19 protein-coding genes are annotated in these 14,639 nt (G+C 45.2%); 5 read left to right on the forward strand and 14 right to left on the reverse strand.

What is annotated here, in order from left to right; all coding sequences use genetic code 11:
• Positions 1–15: 15 nt before the first annotated feature.
• Genes OO778_RS16035 through OO778_RS16050 form a run of 4 tightly spaced genes read right to left on the reverse strand, consistent with a single transcriptional unit; the run spans position 16 to position 2,277 of the window.
• Complete coding sequence (locus OO778_RS16035) at positions 16–1,086, reverse strand: AI-2E family transporter (protein ID WP_005394430.1); 1,071 nt, start codon at positions 1,084–1,086, stop codon at positions 16–18.
• Between the two features lie 43 nt (positions 1,087–1,129).
• Positions 1,130–1,525 (reverse strand): hypothetical protein, encoded by a 396-nt coding sequence (locus OO778_RS16040; protein ID WP_264910376.1) that lies wholly within the window; start codon positions 1,523–1,525, stop codon positions 1,130–1,132.
• Complete coding sequence (locus OO778_RS16045; RefSeq protein ID WP_065646517.1) at positions 1,470–1,982, reverse strand: hypothetical protein; 513 nt, start codon at positions 1,980–1,982, stop codon at positions 1,470–1,472. Before OO778_RS16045 ends, OO778_RS16040 begins: the two co-directional genes overlap by 56 nt.
• Positions 1,983–2,028: 46 nt before the next feature.
• Positions 2,029–2,277, reverse strand: coding sequence for a hypothetical protein (locus OO778_RS16050; RefSeq protein WP_005394426.1), 249 nt, complete (start codon positions 2,275–2,277; stop codon positions 2,029–2,031).
• 363 nt (positions 2,278–2,640) lie between these two features.
• Here OO778_RS16050 and OO778_RS16055 point away from each other — a divergent pair, with 363 nt between their 5' ends.
• Positions 2,641–3,078, forward strand: coding sequence for a DUF2383 domain-containing protein (locus OO778_RS16055; protein WP_005394423.1), 438 nt, complete (start codon positions 2,641–2,643; stop codon positions 3,076–3,078).
• A gap of 155 nt (positions 3,079–3,233) precedes the next feature.
• Positions 3,234–3,632 (forward strand): hypothetical protein, encoded by a 399-nt coding sequence (locus OO778_RS16060; protein ID WP_005379193.1) that lies wholly within the window; start codon positions 3,234–3,236, stop codon positions 3,630–3,632.
• Between the two features lie 204 nt (positions 3,633–3,836).
• Here the strand turns inward: OO778_RS16060 and OO778_RS16065 are convergent, their stop codons facing one another.
• The 5 genes from OO778_RS16065 to OO778_RS16085 all read right to left on the reverse strand — a co-directional run bounded on the left by OO778_RS16065 (position 3,837) and on the right by OO778_RS16085 (position 7,152).
• Positions 3,837–5,495 carry a diacylglycerol kinase family protein gene (locus OO778_RS16065; protein WP_074191876.1) on the reverse strand — a complete coding sequence of 553 codons (1,659 nt, stop codon included), beginning with the start codon at positions 5,493–5,495 and terminating at the stop codon, positions 3,837–3,839.
• A gap of 142 nt (positions 5,496–5,637) precedes the next feature.
• Positions 5,638–6,069 (reverse strand): hemerythrin domain-containing protein, encoded by a 432-nt coding sequence (locus OO778_RS16070; protein ID WP_074191875.1) that lies wholly within the window; start codon positions 6,067–6,069, stop codon positions 5,638–5,640.
• Positions 6,070–6,172: 103 nt separating this feature from the next.
• Positions 6,173–6,370: a hypothetical protein gene (locus OO778_RS16075; protein ID WP_048624594.1), complete on the reverse strand. Its 198-nt coding sequence runs from the start codon at positions 6,368–6,370 to the stop codon at positions 6,173–6,175.
• An 8-nt stretch (positions 6,371–6,378) separates the two neighbouring features.
• Complete coding sequence (locus tag OO778_RS16080) at positions 6,379–6,555, reverse strand: DUF1328 family protein (RefSeq protein WP_012841233.1); 177 nt, start codon at positions 6,553–6,555, stop codon at positions 6,379–6,381.
• A gap of 45 nt (positions 6,556–6,600) precedes the next feature.
• A complete protein-coding gene (locus tag OO778_RS16085) occupies positions 6,601–7,152 on the reverse strand; it encodes a BON domain-containing protein (protein ID WP_047009372.1) in 552 nt (183 codons plus the stop codon).
• Positions 7,153–7,587: 435 nt separating this feature from the next.
• On the opposite strand from OO778_RS16085, the gene OO778_RS16090 reads away from it, so the two are divergent.
• Positions 7,588–8,931: a sigma-54 dependent transcriptional regulator gene (locus OO778_RS16090; RefSeq protein WP_074191874.1), complete on the forward strand. Its 1,344-nt coding sequence runs from the start codon at positions 7,588–7,590 to the stop codon at positions 8,929–8,931.
• Positions 8,932–9,027: 96 nt separating this feature from the next.
• Here the strand turns inward: OO778_RS16090 and OO778_RS16095 are convergent, their stop codons facing one another.
• From OO778_RS16095 to ftnA, 3 genes are all read right to left on the reverse strand, one after another.
• Entirely contained in the window at positions 9,028–10,221 is a 1,194-nt protein-coding gene (locus tag OO778_RS16095; protein WP_074191873.1) for an NAD(P)/FAD-dependent oxidoreductase, read from the reverse strand.
• A 180-nt stretch (positions 10,222–10,401) separates the two neighbouring features.
• Complete coding sequence (gene uspB, locus OO778_RS16100) at positions 10,402–10,725, reverse strand: universal stress protein UspB (RefSeq protein WP_005394407.1); 324 nt, start codon at positions 10,723–10,725, stop codon at positions 10,402–10,404.
• A 91-nt stretch (positions 10,726–10,816) separates the two neighbouring features.
• Positions 10,817–11,344 (reverse strand): non-heme ferritin, encoded by a 528-nt coding sequence (gene ftnA, locus OO778_RS16105; RefSeq protein WP_005379167.1) that lies wholly within the window; start codon positions 11,342–11,344, stop codon positions 10,817–10,819.
• Between the two features lie 281 nt (positions 11,345–11,625).
• Here ftnA and uspA point away from each other — a divergent pair, with 281 nt between their 5' ends.
• Both uspA and OO778_RS16115 read left to right on the forward strand, forming a co-directional pair.
• Positions 11,626–12,051, forward strand: coding sequence for a universal stress protein UspA (gene uspA, locus OO778_RS16110; RefSeq protein ID WP_005379165.1), 426 nt, complete (start codon positions 11,626–11,628; stop codon positions 12,049–12,051).
• A gap of 64 nt (positions 12,052–12,115) precedes the next feature.
• Positions 12,116–12,994, forward strand: a complete 879-nt coding sequence (locus tag OO778_RS16115) for a carboxylate/amino acid/amine transporter (RefSeq protein WP_047009369.1) — start codon at positions 12,116–12,118, stop codon at positions 12,992–12,994.
• 70 nt (positions 12,995–13,064) lie between these two features.
• Here the strand turns inward: OO778_RS16115 and OO778_RS16120 are convergent, their stop codons facing one another.
• Both OO778_RS16120 and OO778_RS16125 read right to left on the reverse strand, forming a co-directional pair.
• A complete protein-coding gene (locus OO778_RS16120) occupies positions 13,065–13,637 on the reverse strand; it encodes a hypothetical protein (RefSeq protein ID WP_065645803.1) in 573 nt (190 codons plus the stop codon).
• A gap of 186 nt (positions 13,638–13,823) precedes the next feature.
• Positions 13,824–14,603, reverse strand: coding sequence for a class I SAM-dependent methyltransferase (locus OO778_RS16125; protein WP_047009367.1), 780 nt, complete (start codon positions 14,601–14,603; stop codon positions 13,824–13,826).
• Positions 14,604–14,639 lie beyond the last annotated feature (36 nt).

The raw sequence follows: 14,639 nt of genomic DNA on the forward strand, positions 1-14,639 counted from the left end.
AGCTTGTCGCCCAAGTCATTCTCGTGGAGCCACATCCTCGGGGATGGTTTGGCTTGGTTGACTTTGAGTTGATTGACACAGCTCCAGACGCTCAACCAAAATATTAATGCAGACCAATAGCGGTACACCGATTAAGAGCCCCATACCGCCCCAAAGCCAACCCCAGAACACGAGCCAAACGAAGATCACTAACGGATTTAAATTGAATCTTTTCCCTAATAACGTTGGCGTGACAAACTGACTTTCAATCAAGTTGATCAACAAATAGATAGACACCACAGTGAGCATAAAACTGACCGACTCCAACTGCAGATAAGCCACAAAACCGAAACTCACCATGGAGATGACTGGGCCAAGATACGGCGCAAAATTCATCACGCCAGCAAACGCGCCCCACAAGAACGGGTCCTCAAGGCCTAAAACAAAAAACACCGCCCCAACACTCAACCCAAGTCCCGCATTCACCAACGTGATAGTACCAATGTATCGAGATAGGTCTTTCTGTAGTGCTTTGACCAGTTCAATCGCTTGGCGCTGCTTGGCAAACCCATGCAAGTACGACACTGACTTTCGAAATAAGCTGCGTCCGTGATTGAGCATAAAATAAACCATAAACAGCACGATCATCGCTTGTGTCAAAATGGTCGGCGTCGTGGTCGCGAGTGTCTTCACCAAAGAAAATACGGTATTGTTCCCGACTTCATCCATACCCATATCGCTGGCAATATTCAGCGGCGTATTAAGGTGATCCGCCGAGGCTTGAGTCACTTCGCTCACTTCTTGCGACACATTTTTCACGATACTGGGTAGTTCAGACCACCACTGCTTGGCAGGCTCCGACATGGCAGCAAGGCCAATAATTGAAGCACCAACCAAGAATGACAGAGTCACCACGACGGTAATCGCGCGCGGTAAACCTTTGTCTTCAAGATAGTTAATGAAAGGACTGCATAACAGCGAAATAAAGGTACTAAGCACAATAGGTAACAAGATTGGCTTAGCAAAATACAGCCCAGGAACGAGCAATAAGACAAGAAGGGTTGCACCAATCGCGGTGTTGGCAGGAATGTTCAATTTCGCTGTCATAAAAAGGCTCAAGGTCGGTAGGAATAATTATCGGCGAAAGCCGTTATTGGGATTGCTCGGCTTCTGTTTCTGTCGCGGTCTCTTCTGTCGAAGCAGTATTGCTTGCTTGTGGTTCAGCATTTTGACCTTGTTCTACGCCCGACTGGTTAGAAGACGCTGCCATAACTGGCTTGGCAAGCGAATCCGTTAGTTCGGAGACACTACTCGCCAATAGCCCCATGGAAGAGATAGAGGAAGTCAGTCGAGACAATCGACCCGCTTTGGCAGCGGTAACGGCAACGACAGCACTAATACCTAGCGTCGTCCAAGGATTTTCTTTCACAAACTTCTTAGTGGTAAACGTGAACATTTCCATCGACAAGCAGCATTGATCTAAAGATGCCTTACCTTCCATCCGCTTGATTCGCATGGCTCGATTGAGCTTTTGTAGCGAGCGCATCCCACCCCTCCTGCAACTGTTCTGTCGTATTTTTGAATCCAAGGAAACCAACTAAACGCTTCTGCCACCAAGCTAAAGACAATAATGCCAAACCTAAGGACGCAATAAATACGCCCACTGCAACATACACGTTAGCGGTCAGCTGATAAGCCACCACACCAGAAGCAAGGCACAAACTGAACACGAACAATACCGACAATAAGGTAAAAACAATGGTGCACAGCAAAATCTGTCGCGCTGCGGACGCATTAACTTTCACCTCCAAGAGGAACAAATCCAACGTTGAACCCGACCACGCTTTCAGCGATTGAGTCAATTGGTCCAGTTGTGAAAGAATACTGCTCAAACCATTGATGGTTTGTTGGATATCCTGCTCTTCTGCCCCACTTGGGGCTCGACCGCTGTCTGCTGCGGCCGAGCCTGGTTGCTGGTTGGTGACTTGTCCGGAGTTATTCATTGGAACCCTCGCCTTCTGTTATGTGGCTTAATCCGTTGGACCGTGATTATTTGATCAGCTTCGAAACCGCCCAACCCGCAAGGAAGGCACAACCAATGCTCAGCAATGGACGCTCCTTGATAACGTTCTCTGCCGACTTGGTCGCCTGCTGAACGTGTTCCGCGCCCACATCAAATTTCTCTTTAGCTTGGTCTTTCATTGCGCCGACGGCTTCCGTCGTGGCTTGCTCCGCTAAGTGATATGCTTCTTCTAACTGCTCTTGAGGTTTTACTGTGCTTTCTTTTGTTGTAGCCATAACTAGCCTCCGTTGATGAGTTGAGTAGTAAATCAAGTGAAACAACTTTTGAACTCACTTACTCACTACAAAGCCATATCCGTGCCAAAAATATAAGCAATTGTTTTTATTTGGTTTTTATTTTGTTTCACGACAAATCCTTATCTGTACGTGTAATTCTTTCCAGACTTCCCCAACATTCTTGTAATTTTTTCTTAGCGCCTCGTCTGCAACCCTCCAATTCTTGCGCAATAAACTCATAACCAATTGATTAATAGAAAAATAACATTCATTGGCATACAACCTGCAACTAAAGATGAAACATCTGTGTTTGTTCCCCATACGTACAAACACTCCCATCACCAACCAAATCAGGAGTGAGATATGAAAAATGAAAATATCGCCTCAATCATTGAGCTTATCGAGAGCGGAAATGACATTTACAACAAGGCCATTGAGAACATTGACAACACTTCTTTGAATAATGTGTTGGTAGAACTGCTTAGAGTACGTGAGCGAGCGGTGCTTGAGCTTACTCCCTACACATTGGCAAATAACCAGGAAGACTCTGCCGACGACACTCCGGTTTCCTACACCATTAAAGCGCGTGAGGTATACAGCGATGTGATGAAGGAGGTGTCTTCTGACAAAGAGTCCATGTATTTGGAACAGCTCGAAGGTGTTGAAAGCAAGGTGCTCAAAGAGATCGAAAACCTAATTACTAGCCACCCAGAGCAAGCGGATAATTCGGTTCTACTGAAAGTTCGCAGTGATATCAAAAGCTGTAAAGAAAAGCTCAGCAGCATCAGCCTTATCAGCTGATCCATAGTGGTCGCCTTTGCAATCAAGCGCTGGCAGAGAAAATGGCCAACTCGTTTTGGCCATTTCTGATAAGACCACAGGCACCTCAATACAACCAAAACTAGAAAACACTAAACCGAGTAATCAACACGGTAGTCATAAATAAAGAGGTCAGTATGACATTGGATAATAATCGAGTAAGGGAGCTACTCGTAAAAATGACACACCATCGCCAAACGTGTTTGCCTCTCGTTAATCCGCAATCGCATATGACACTCGCAAGAGCGGCGTATCGATTCGTTAAAATAGAAAAAGTGATGATCAAAAAGATGGCGAAGTTGTTCTTCGACCAAGATGGTGAACAATTCATTGCAGAAAATGCCACCGAATACGGCGTTGCCGAATTAGGTAATTACAAAGAAATGCATTTCATGAACAAGTTGTTGTTAGATGATTTAAAAGCGCTACTCAGAGCCATTGACGACACTAACTTAACGGCGCTTGTTTCTTACTGGTTAGCTGCTTTACAAGTCGAAAACGATGAAATTGAAAAGCACTTACCCCAGGGTGAGTAGTCATACTCACCCCCTTCTTCCTTTCACTTCGAGAACGATAAATAGACGCTCTCTCAGATACAAAAAATGCCGATATAAAAAAGCCGCTGCACCTACGCAGCGACCTTATTGGTTCCCTCAAAACTATGACTAAACCGGTAAACAAAGGCGCGCAATAAAGCACTAGGCAAATCGCGCGTTATCCACTGCTTATCTGTTTTAAAGCTAAGCCGATTTACTTCTCCCGCTTGGGACAAATACGTTCAACGATTTTGGACGAAGCTTGATCGCTAATTGCTCATCAGAATAAAGCTCACCATCAATCACATACTCAATCGGTTTGTTCGCAGAAATAGTGACATTCTGAGCCGTCGCGTATTGAAAATGAGTCGATTCCTCCTGCGCACCTACGCTGGTTAATGTCAGATCAGACAATGCGATGAGGCGTCCGCCTAAAGATTCGGTGTTATCTAAATACGTGATATGCAGCTTGCCATCGTCAGGCTGCGGAGCACCACCACCTTGCGCGAGCAACGTACTAAAAGGAGCGATATTCGCAACGACAAAGCTATGAACTTCTAGCGTTTGTGATCCATTTTCGCGGTTTCCATCTTCAAATGGCGCATCCATCGCAACAGTCAACGTCTGCGTCTCTTCCGCCACCACCGCGTTAAAAAAGCCCGTTAAGTAGGCCAATTGTCCAAAGGTGTTTTTCTCTTCTCGCTGCGCATGCTCGATCATTTTCTGCTCTAGGCCAATACCTAGGACTAACAATATAAGCCTCTGATTACACTCCGCCGTATCAATACGTTGGCAGTGACCTGCTAGCAATGCTTCACACGCTTTTTCGACTGGTGAGAATTTTGCGCCAACTCCATAGAGCACATGACACAACGCATTGGCGGTTCCGAGCGGAACAATGCCGAGTTTTATGTCGGTACCTACCAGCTGGCTCGCCACTTCCGTCACTGTGCCATCGCCACCCGCTACGATAATTTGCTTAGCCCCACTTTCTTTTGCCTGTTGTGTTAGCTGCTCGGCGCTGAGATTTGTGGTGGTTTGATGAATACTCAAGCGATATTTTTTGGTTAGTTCACGAATCAAGTGCTGTTTGTTTTCCTCCCATTTGCCGCCACCTGCAACAGGGTTAACCACCATCCAAGTGGATTGATCCAGATCCAGTACGCCTTTTTCACTTATCGCTCGTAACGTTTTGATCTGCAATTTATTCAATCTCGCGGTACTGCGCACGTCATTGATTTTTTTCATCACAGATTCAACCGTCAGCGACGGGTCTTTGCTCAGTAGATACGCCGCAACAACAAACACCGAACGACCGCGCCCTAACGCACAATGCACAACCACAGCTCGCGAGCACGAGATTTGCGTATCAATCCAGTTAATCGCATGGCGAAGGCGCTCTAGCGTTGGGGCTTTGTGGTCGAGTACCGGAATCGAAAGGTAATGAAACTGCTTGTCGGTCATCGCACTTTCAAGCCCAGCAAATTCTGCGGTGACATCGACAATACAAGAGATGTCATTGGATTCGAGAAAATCTAAGTCACTCTGAAATAGCCGACGGGAGAGGTATAAATTATCGCTGACTTTTTGGATAGGAGGCACGGTATCGCGCCGTCTTTCCCATGCATTATACGCTCTAGCACCCAGCAAGAAGGGGATGAATGCCCAGCGGATCCATCTGACAATCTTGCCGTCTTGGTTTTTTCTAAAAATGGAGGGAATGTCGAAAACGTAGGCTACGCTGACTAATGCTAAAGAAAGAGATACCCACAAGAACAACAGGCTAACCATGATTTGGGGAATATAAATAGCGGCCAATAAACTGATCAGAGCGCCAAGAATATAATATTTGATGATAAACATTCGCTCTCCTTGCCTTCAGCGAGTGCGCTTTTTTAGTGAAAGTGAGAATAAGCTGGTTTTAGTTTAGGCTAATTAGCTTGGTAAACGCTTTGATTGGGCCCCTTCCCGTGCCGAAATGGCACGAAAAGGACCAATACTCCACCTAACTAGCCATTTCTTCGACGTAGCTATCCGCTAGTTTCATTTTCTGCTGATCGGTCATCACCTTACCGGCCAATTGGAAAAAACGCTGCTCTTCTTCTTCGAGGTGGTGCAATACTTTGTGACGCAAAGTTTTCATGAGGTTGAGCCATGCTGGCGAGCTCATGTCGGTTGCATCAAGCTGCGCAATCACTTTATCAATCTCGTGGTGCTCTGCGATGCCATGACGAGTAAGATCGATGGTTTTATCGCTCTCGATTAAAGGCGCGTAGAAAAAACGCTCTTCTGCGGCGGCGTGCTGTTCGAGTTCCCCCTTCAGATTGTGGTAAAACTCTTCACGTGCAGGGGAATCTCCAGACGTTTCCATCAGAGCATCGAGTAAAAGGCGTTGCTTTTCATGACTCTCTTTTAGTACATCAAATATGTTTTTCATCTTTGACTCCTTATCTGATTGTAAACACTTGGGATAAAAGGAAGGGCGGTGATTGACCGCCCTTCTCTTACATTGCTGTGAACAAAAAGCTGACCTGACTCGACTAACAATCTTGGTCTTCTGCGTTCAAGTTCTCTTTAATATTTTCACACTCATCTTCAATCGCGTTTTGAGTTTCTTCGGCGGCTTCATCTATCTTCTTGCCTGCCTGTTCCATTGGCCCTTCTTCACTACAAGCAGCCAGTGCGAACACCAAACCAAATACTGCGGCGATACGGTAAATTAATGACGTAAGTCGCATGAAATCTCCTATCTATTTACGTTTTTTCTTCCTAGCAGAACAATCACTATTGATACAATTAATGACAATAGGAATAGGTAAAATATCACTTGCGCGATAGAGGCCGCCGCCCCTGCAATACCAGTAAAACCTAGTAGTGCAGAAACCAGTGCCAAAGCCAGAAAAATAAACATCCAACGAACCATAGTGTTACCTCCTAATAAAATTGGGTTAGGTCACTCGGCTCGTTATTATTGAACCACTTCTAGCTTATCAATCACCTTATTTACATCATTGGTATTATTTGCAATTGAAAGTGCAAGATCATGCTCCGCATCTGAATTAACCTTACCTGCCAACGTTACCGTTTTACGTTCCGTCGTTACATCAATGTCCGTACCACTTACATTGGTATCCATCAGTAGGCGAGTTTTAACTATAGTCGTGATTTTAGAGTCGGTCAGTGTGGCTAATGCCTCTGAATCGGTTTCTTTCTTACCTTCATTCACCACTGACAATTCGTTATTTACTTCTTTCACACCATCAAGACCTGTTACAAGCTCTTCGGCAAGCGATTTTTCAAGGTCATTGTTTACCGAACCAGAAAGGGTAACTACCTGATTTTCAACATCGGTGTTGATATCAAAAGAGTTAAGGTTACTGTTTAGCAGCAGCGTAGTTTCGGCTTTACCATCTAGCCAAGCGTCCATGGATTCTTTTTCCCATTTATCACTCGCTAAGACTGCTGTAGATGAAGTAGCAAGAACTGACGTAAGTACAATTTTAGCTGCGATGTTATTCATGGTAATTCTCCTTTATTGACGTTGTATTTCCATAGGAGCAAACCATGTGCCAAGTTTTTAACCAACTGTTTTTAAAGGAATAATAAAAACAAGAGATAAAAATAAGACAAACAAGAAAATATAAGTATGAATTATTTACACAGAAGAAATGTAATTTTTAATCGTTAATAATTTCGCAATCAATCACATAATACGCCAATAAAAGATGAGACATTATTTCTTCGACTTCACTTAATCGCAGAATTATTATTTAAAACGTGAGACACCCTAATAAATAAGCAATATTTATCAGAATTATTACTGATATATACCAATATAGGTTAAACAACATTAAAATAGCCTACAGACCCTTAAATCTATGCTGACAATATTTTGTCTTGTGCACTTAGAATAATCCACGTACATTGTTTCTGTCATAGTAAAGAGGACATTTCTATGTCGTTGCCAAGCCTGTTTCTACGAATACAAGACCCGACACTTAAAGATGCTATTGCCTCTTGCCAGGAACTGAACAAATTTCGTCTGCATAATACCGATGCCGCTGATAGTTGGATTGAAGATTTCCTACAACTCAAACCGGAAGTTGCGATTGTTGAAGTCGCCCACTTTACTAGCGCAGATTACCAGCGCCTTTCTAATATCGAAGACATCTACGATATGGACTTGATCATCATTAGCTCTGGTGCTCCAAACGAAAATTTGGATAAGCTAATGAACTTAGGTGCAATTTTTCACTACAGAAAACCCGTCGATATTGCCATTTTGACGGACACCCTAAGCGAAGTCAGCCAGTACTATCAGCAAAAACAAGATCAAGGACGTAAAGTGTCCACTAGCGATCTCGACCAATTTGGCCTTTTGGTGGGTTCCTCATCACCAATGCATCAGCTCTATCGCATGATCCGACGCGTCGCAAAAACAGAAGCCAACGTCCTCATTGTCGGAGAAAGTGGCTCGGGTAAAGAGTTAGTCGCACAGACCATTCATTTAGCTAGCGATCGCAAGCAACAACCCTTTATCGCGATTAACTGTGGTGCGATTAGCCCAGAATTGGTCGATAGTGAACTGTTTGGCCATGAAAAAGGCGCCTTTACCGGAGCGAATAAAACTCACCAAGGTGTATTTAAACAGGCAGAAGGCGGCACGCTGTTTTTAGATGAAATCACCGAGATGCCTATCGAGCATCAAGTGAAGCTATTGCGTGTGTTGGAAACCGGAGAATATCGCCCAGTGGGCAGTAATACGGTGCATATCGCCAACACTCGCATCATTGCCGCCACCAACCGTGATCCTAAAGTCGCCATTGAAGAGCAGTTCCTGCGTGAAGATCTGTTTTTCCGTTTATCGCACTTTCCATTAACGATACCGCCGCTGCGAGAGCGAGGCGGTGACATCGTCGGTCTGGCTAAGCACTTTATCGCGCACCGCAACGCAAATGAGGCTAAAACCAAAACCATTCTTGATTCTGCCATCCAAAAAATCGCCGTGCACGATTGGCCAGGTAATGTCCGTGAGCTCAAACACACGATCGAGCGCGCGTTTATTTTGGCTGATGACACCATCCGAGATGAACACCTGATCTTCGATACGCCACCATTGGAAACAGGCACCAGCATCGAAGACCTTGTTCCAGCGGGCGTTTCGCTAGAAGAGCTAGAAAAAGCCGCTATTCTCAATACCCTTGAAGAGAATCAAGGCAATAAAACGGAATCAGCGCAGGAGTTAGGCATTAGCGTTAAAACGCTCTACAACAAACTCGAAAAGTATCAAGACGAGTAACTCGCTGTGGGAATACAATGAGAATATAAAAAGAGCACGGAATACGATTCAGTGCTCTTTTTTATCTTATCTTTTATGCGGATGTGTAGCGTTTGATTACACCCACTGACCCGCGACAAAGCCGCTCGACCAGCACCACTGAAAATTGTAGCCCCCTAACCAGCCAGTCACATCCATCACTTCGCCAATGAAGTACAGCCCTTTGATGTTTTTGCATTCCATGGTTTTAGAAGATAAGTGATCGGTATCCACACCGCCTAGTGTCACTTCCGCGGTTCGGTAGCCTTCAGTGCCATTCGGGGCGATATCCCAATGCTCTAAACGATCCACAATCGCCGCAAGCTCCTTTTGATTGAACTGCTTTAGCGGTTTATCGACCAGCTCTTTACGTTCAATCAAGACTTCAACCAAGCGCTTTGGTAGCACTTTAGCGAGCGTATTTTTGAGCGACTGATTCGGATGCTTTTCACGGCTGCGTTCTAATAACTCGGCAACATCATCGTTTGGCACCAGATTAATCGACACCTTTTGCCCCGCTCGCCAGAATGATGAAATCTGTAAAACGGCTGGGCCAGATAAACCACGATGTGTGAACAACAGGGCTTCTTTGAACATGGTGCCATCTTCAGCTGTAATTTCCGCAGGTACCGCGATACCAGATAATTCAGCAAAGTCTTCTTTGTCTTCTTTATGCAACGTAAATGGCACCAGCCCTGCCGTAGTTGGGATAACTCGAAGACCAAATTGTTCCGCGACTTTATAACCAAATGGTGTCGCCCCCAGTTTTGGCATCGACAAGCCACCTGTTGCGATAACTAAAGACTCACACTCGACTGGCTCGATACCCGCGTGCAAACGAAAACCTTCATCGATTTTCTCAATTGAGTGAACATCGCATTGGTAACGCTGCTCGATATTCGGCATGTCACACTCAGCCAACAGCATCTTCACGATGTCTTTCGCCGTAAACGCATCGACACAAAACAGCTGACCGTGATCGCGCTCTTCAAATTCAATACCATGCTTACACACCATCGAGATAAAATCCCAGTTGGTGTATTGAGAAAGCGCCGACTTAACGAAATGCGGGTTTTGGCATAGGTAGTTGCTGGCTGAGACGTCGTAGTTAGTGAAATTACAACGGCCACCGCCTGAGATAAGGATTTTACGTCCTGGCTTTTTAGCATGATCGAGCACCAAAACACGGCGGCCTCGCTTGCCGGCTTCTGCAGCACACATCAAACCCGCTGCGCCTGCGCCAATTACAACAACATCAAATTTCTTACTCATCGGTAGCTCTTAGACTGATTGGTATCGAATCGAAATAAAAAAGGATGTGCACATTGCACATCCTTGCTTTCTAGGCGCGACATTCTACCGACAAATCTCGAAGGGGAAAAGCGCTTAAACGGTAAGCGCTATGCATGCCCGTACAATCCTAGGAGATTAACTCGCTAGATTATTGATTCTTTAAAGAATGAAGGCCGCGAGTAGGGTAACACCGAGCAAAGCGGTCGATAAAACAAATAGCTCACGCACCCTTTCGCACTTACCAGTAAAAATTTCATCGTGGTGATGGTGATATTCTTTACTTTTGATGTAGTGGAACAAACGCACCTGTTTAGTGACATTTCCATGGGTGGTAAAAAAGCCATTGCCATCAACTTGCTGATATAACAACGGATGCGCTTCACGCATGATGTAAATCAGAGAACGAAGAGCGGTGAGATACCGAATCATATTGACTCCAGTTACCACCATTAGCGCAAATAAGATTGTGTCTCCACTGATCATCTTTTCCTCCCTACATCTTCAACAATGCTCAAGAGAAAAAGACGATTAATGCTTCGTCTTTACCCGCTACTTATAGCGTCAAAAAACGCGTTTACGCAGCTGGAGCATCCATGATTGAAGATGAACCTTCTTTCGCCATTTGTGCTAGATCTTTGTCGATGAAGAACAATGCTTTACCATCTTCACCTACCAATTCGATCTTATCTAAAATCCCTTTAAACAACTTCTCTTCTTCGTGCTGTTCAGACACGTACCACTGTAGGAAGTTAAACGTTGAGTAGTCTTGGCTAGTAAATGCAACATGCGCCAATTTATTGATTTTTTCCGTGATCATTTGCTCATGTTCAAAGGTCTCGCGGAAAACATCACCTAAGCTTGCAAAATCATGCTTTGGTGCATCAATAGCGCCCAAAATTGGCATTGAGCCAGTTTCACTTACGTAGGTGAATAGGCGTTGCATGTGCTCCATTTCTTCTACGGCGTGAGCGCGTAAAAATTCAGCCGCACCTTCAAAACCTTTGTCTTCACACCAAGCACTCATTTGTAAGTATAGATTGGATGAGAAAAATTCTAGGTTAATTTGCTCATTCAATTGTTCGACCATAGTTTGAGACAGCATGTTAACTCCTATTAATGTGCATGCAATATACCCAAGTAACCTCGAAATAAACGACGCCGCGAGATTGACTTGCTCTACATCAGAGGCAAGGTTTTACTTGAACTATAGTCAGTAACGGAGCGCTGAACTCCGCATCTCAAAGTCACTTGGGTATAACGCCACTATAACATGATTACTGAGACAAGACTTTGTACCTACGACACTGATATGAGATCACTTCAGCAAATTTTTTTGGGGGTTAGTGCTAATCTAAAACTATGACCTTACAAGGAGATAGCAATATGAGTTACAAACACATACTTGTGGCAGTCGACCTGTCAGACGACAGTAAAGTGTTGATTAAAAAAGCCGTATCACTGGCTAAACCTCTGGATGCGAAAGTCTCTTTTATTCACATCGACGTGAACTACGCAGAGCTCTACACCGGGCTTATCGACATCAATATGGCAGAAGCGCAACATCAAGCAATGGAAGCGTCGCGCACACAATTGGCGAATTTCGCAGAATATGCGCAATACCCAATAGCCCATACTTTGGTCGGTAGTGGCGATTTGAGTAATGAGCTGTGCGATACCATTCAAGATTACAGTATCGATTTGGTGGTTTGTGGTCATCACCAAGATTTCTGGAGCAAGATTCTGTCTTCGACTCGACAACTGATTAACTGCTCTCCAGTCGATATGCTGGTCGTACCGCTAAAAGACTGATTGGCGCGACGTTAAAACTTGGTTAGACTGCGAGCACATTTGTTGTTGACAAAGATTCTCATCCATGGCTTATCTATCCGCAGTTACCCTACTTTGGGCATTCTCATTTAGCCTGATCGGCGTTTACCTCGCTGGTCAGGTTGATTCTTGGTTCTCGGTGTTCATGCGCGTGGCACTGGCGAGTCTGGTTTTCATTCCCTTTTTAAAATTCCGCGGTGTTAGCAAATCCTTAATCGCGAAACTGATGACGGTCGGTGGCTTTCAGCTCGGTCTGATGTACTGCTTCTACTACCAATCTTTTTTGCTCCTTTCCGTGCCAGAAGTATTGCTGTTCACCGTATTCACACCCATTTACGTCACTCTGATCTATGACTTATTGAAAGGTCGCTTTTCACCTTGGTATTTGGTTACCGCGGCGATTGCTGTATTTGGCGCAGCCTGGATTAAGTTTGCAGGCATTAATGAAGATTTCCTACTGGGCTTTTTGGTCGTACAAGGAGCAAACCTCTGCTTTGCCATCGGTCAGGTAGGCTACAAATACATCATGGAGAGTGAACCCGTCGATTTGCCACAACACACCGTGTTTGGCTACTTCTACTTAGGTGCACTTTGTGTAGCAACCGTGGCTTTCGCGCTCATGGGTAACCTCGACAAACTACCTACCACTGCAACACAATGGGGCATTCTGACATACCTTGGTTTTATTGCTTCTGGTTTTGGTTACTTTGCTTGGAACAAAGGCGCGACCATGGTGAACGCAGGGGCACTGGCTGTAATGAACAATGCATTGGTTCCGGCGGGCTTGATTGTAAACATTGTGATTTGGAACCGCGATGTTGATGTCATGCGACTCGCCATTGGCGGTGCGATCATCATGCTATCCCTATGGATTAACGAAACCTGGGTGAAAAAGCGCGTCGAAATGAGCTACGCCAATAAGTAAAGCCATCGCTCCCAACACACATACCGACAATAAAAAACGCTCTCCGACTGGAGAGCGTTTTTTTATTTGATTAATGCACTTTGGCTTGTGAGATTGCGTTCATCAAAGCATTAGGTGGCGTTGGCAGCAACACTTCTAGTTTCGCATTACGCGCTTCCAGTTTACGCTGACGCTTAAGTAACTTTTGTTGTTTTTTCGCCACTTTTAGCAACTTCTTTTGCTGCTTATAGTGATTTTTCAGTGCTTTTTTCGCTTTCTTGAGCGATTTTTTATCCGCTAAATCAAACCATACTGATGCGTCGGCTCTTACTGGCTCCGGAGATTTTTCGGCTTGTTTTTTCTCTTTCACGCGCTCAACAACACGCTTCACAATCGCTGCTTTTTCGTTGCTTTGTTTTGTTATCACAGGAATCGGTTGTACTGGCAGCGCTTCAGCCAATAAGCCACATGATTGTTGCTCGTTCAATGGCTTGTCTTGGCACTTTTTCGGCGGAATAGCGGCTGGCTTACACAAGGTATCTTTGGCCGCTGAAGAGCGTGCGCAAGAGCGACAAACAAACTTTGGTGCGACAACTAAACGATGGATGTCGCCAAGCTCCGCCGCGATCTGTTTACGACTCATTTTACATAAGCGTTTAGCCATTCTACTACTCCAGCTTCCCAATTATCGACCGCACCACAACAAGTGAAATAATAATAATTCTTAGTTAGATATACAGTCAGGGAGGAGAATTAGCAAGAGAAAACTATCAGTAACGGTTCAGAAAGAGAGGCTTGATCACAGCACGATACACCGTACTGTGACAAGAAAAGTTGAGCGGTCAGGAAGTTATGCCATTGAGGCTTTAACATAGACATCAAAGCGATTTTTTTTGGTTTCAATCGCCATAGTCGGCTTTTGCTCGTTCAGCCAGTTTGCATAGTCTGGGCGCTTCACCACCACGCGTTTTGTGGCTAACACCATGGCAGGATCTAGCAAACCATCGGCGTCCAAATCGGCGCCAACCAACGATTGGAAAACGCGCATCTCTTTTTTTACGAGCGCCGATTTCTTCTTGTTTTCTGGGTGCGGATACATAGGGTCGAGATACACCACATCTGGCTGAACAAAGTCTTCATCTTGTGCCAGCTGTTCCAATGCATCATGACTGGAGGCATGGATCAGCGACATACGCTCTGATACCCAAGTTCCAATTTCAGGGTCTTGTTTCGCTCGCGCTAAGCCGTCATCCAGCAACGCTGCGACTACCGGGTGTCGCTCCACCATCTGTACCTTACAGCCGAGCGAAGCCAAAACGAATGCGTCACGTCCCAGCCCCGCCGTGCCGTCTAGAACGGTTGGCGTTGCCCCTTTGTTCAAACCTGCGGCTTTTGCGATGGCTTGGCCCTTACCACCACCAAATTTTCGGCGATGTCCCACTGCGCCACCAATTAAATCGACAAAAATAGCGCCCAACTTTGGCTCATCCACTTTACGCAGCTCTAAACGCTCGGTGGTCAGCACCAAAGCAAAATCGCTCTCGTCAGTGTGAGAAAGCTGCCAGCGTGCAGCCAGTTCATCCAGATGAGGTTGTTGAGACGGGTCTTCACAGATCAATTGCAGTTGCAAAAGGAGGCTCCAATAAAAAATCGCGGTAACTGGCGC

Source organism: Vibrio sp. STUT-A16, from assembly GCF_026000495.1.
Taxonomy (GTDB): Bacteria; Pseudomonadota; Gammaproteobacteria; order Enterobacterales; family Vibrionaceae; genus Vibrio; species Vibrio diabolicus.

What these genes read in the sequence shown, in the direction of transcription:
- OO778_RS16035 (WP_005394430.1), bottom strand. Translation starts at nt 1,086, where the DNA reads ATGACAGCGAAATTGAACATTCCTGCCAACACCGCGATTGGTGCAACC.
- OO778_RS16040 (WP_264910376.1), bottom strand. Translation starts at nt 1,525, where the DNA reads ATGCGCTCGCTACAAAAGCTCAATCGAGCCATGCGAATCAAGCGGATG.
- OO778_RS16045 (WP_065646517.1), bottom strand. Translation starts at nt 1,982, where the DNA reads ATGAATAACTCCGGACAAGTCACCAACCAGCAACCAGGCTCGGCCGCA.
- OO778_RS16050 (WP_005394426.1), bottom strand. Translation starts at nt 2,277, where the DNA reads ATGGCTACAACAAAAGAAAGCACAGTAAAACCTCAAGAGCAGTTAGAA.
- OO778_RS16055 (WP_005394423.1), top strand. Translation starts at nt 2,641, where the DNA reads ATGAAAAATGAAAATATCGCCTCAATCATTGAGCTTATCGAGAGCGGA.
- OO778_RS16060 (WP_005379193.1), top strand. Translation starts at nt 3,234, where the DNA reads ATGACATTGGATAATAATCGAGTAAGGGAGCTACTCGTAAAAATGACA.
- OO778_RS16065 (WP_074191876.1), bottom strand. Translation starts at nt 5,495, where the DNA reads ATGTTTATCATCAAATATTATATTCTTGGCGCTCTGATCAGTTTATTG.
- OO778_RS16070 (WP_074191875.1), bottom strand. Translation starts at nt 6,069, where the DNA reads ATGAAAAACATATTTGATGTACTAAAAGAGAGTCATGAAAAGCAACGC.
- OO778_RS16075 (WP_048624594.1), bottom strand. Translation starts at nt 6,370, where the DNA reads ATGCGACTTACGTCATTAATTTACCGTATCGCCGCAGTATTTGGTTTG.
- OO778_RS16080 (WP_012841233.1), bottom strand. Translation starts at nt 6,555, where the DNA reads ATGGTTCGTTGGATGTTTATTTTTCTGGCTTTGGCACTGGTTTCTGCA.
- OO778_RS16085 (WP_047009372.1), bottom strand. Translation starts at nt 7,152, where the DNA reads ATGAATAACATCGCAGCTAAAATTGTACTTACGTCAGTTCTTGCTACT.
- OO778_RS16090 (WP_074191874.1), top strand. Translation starts at nt 7,588, where the DNA reads ATGTCGTTGCCAAGCCTGTTTCTACGAATACAAGACCCGACACTTAAA.
- OO778_RS16095 (WP_074191873.1), bottom strand. Translation starts at nt 10,221, where the DNA reads ATGAGTAAGAAATTTGATGTTGTTGTAATTGGCGCAGGCGCAGCGGGT.
- uspB (WP_005394407.1), bottom strand. Translation starts at nt 10,725, where the DNA reads ATGATCAGTGGAGACACAATCTTATTTGCGCTAATGGTGGTAACTGGA.
- ftnA (WP_005379167.1), bottom strand. Translation starts at nt 11,344, where the DNA reads ATGCTGTCTCAAACTATGGTCGAACAATTGAATGAGCAAATTAACCTA.
- uspA (WP_005379165.1), top strand. Translation starts at nt 11,626, where the DNA reads ATGAGTTACAAACACATACTTGTGGCAGTCGACCTGTCAGACGACAGT.
- OO778_RS16115 (WP_047009369.1), top strand. Translation starts at nt 12,116, where the DNA reads ATGGCTTATCTATCCGCAGTTACCCTACTTTGGGCATTCTCATTTAGC.
- OO778_RS16120 (WP_065645803.1), bottom strand. Translation starts at nt 13,637, where the DNA reads ATGGCTAAACGCTTATGTAAAATGAGTCGTAAACAGATCGCGGCGGAG.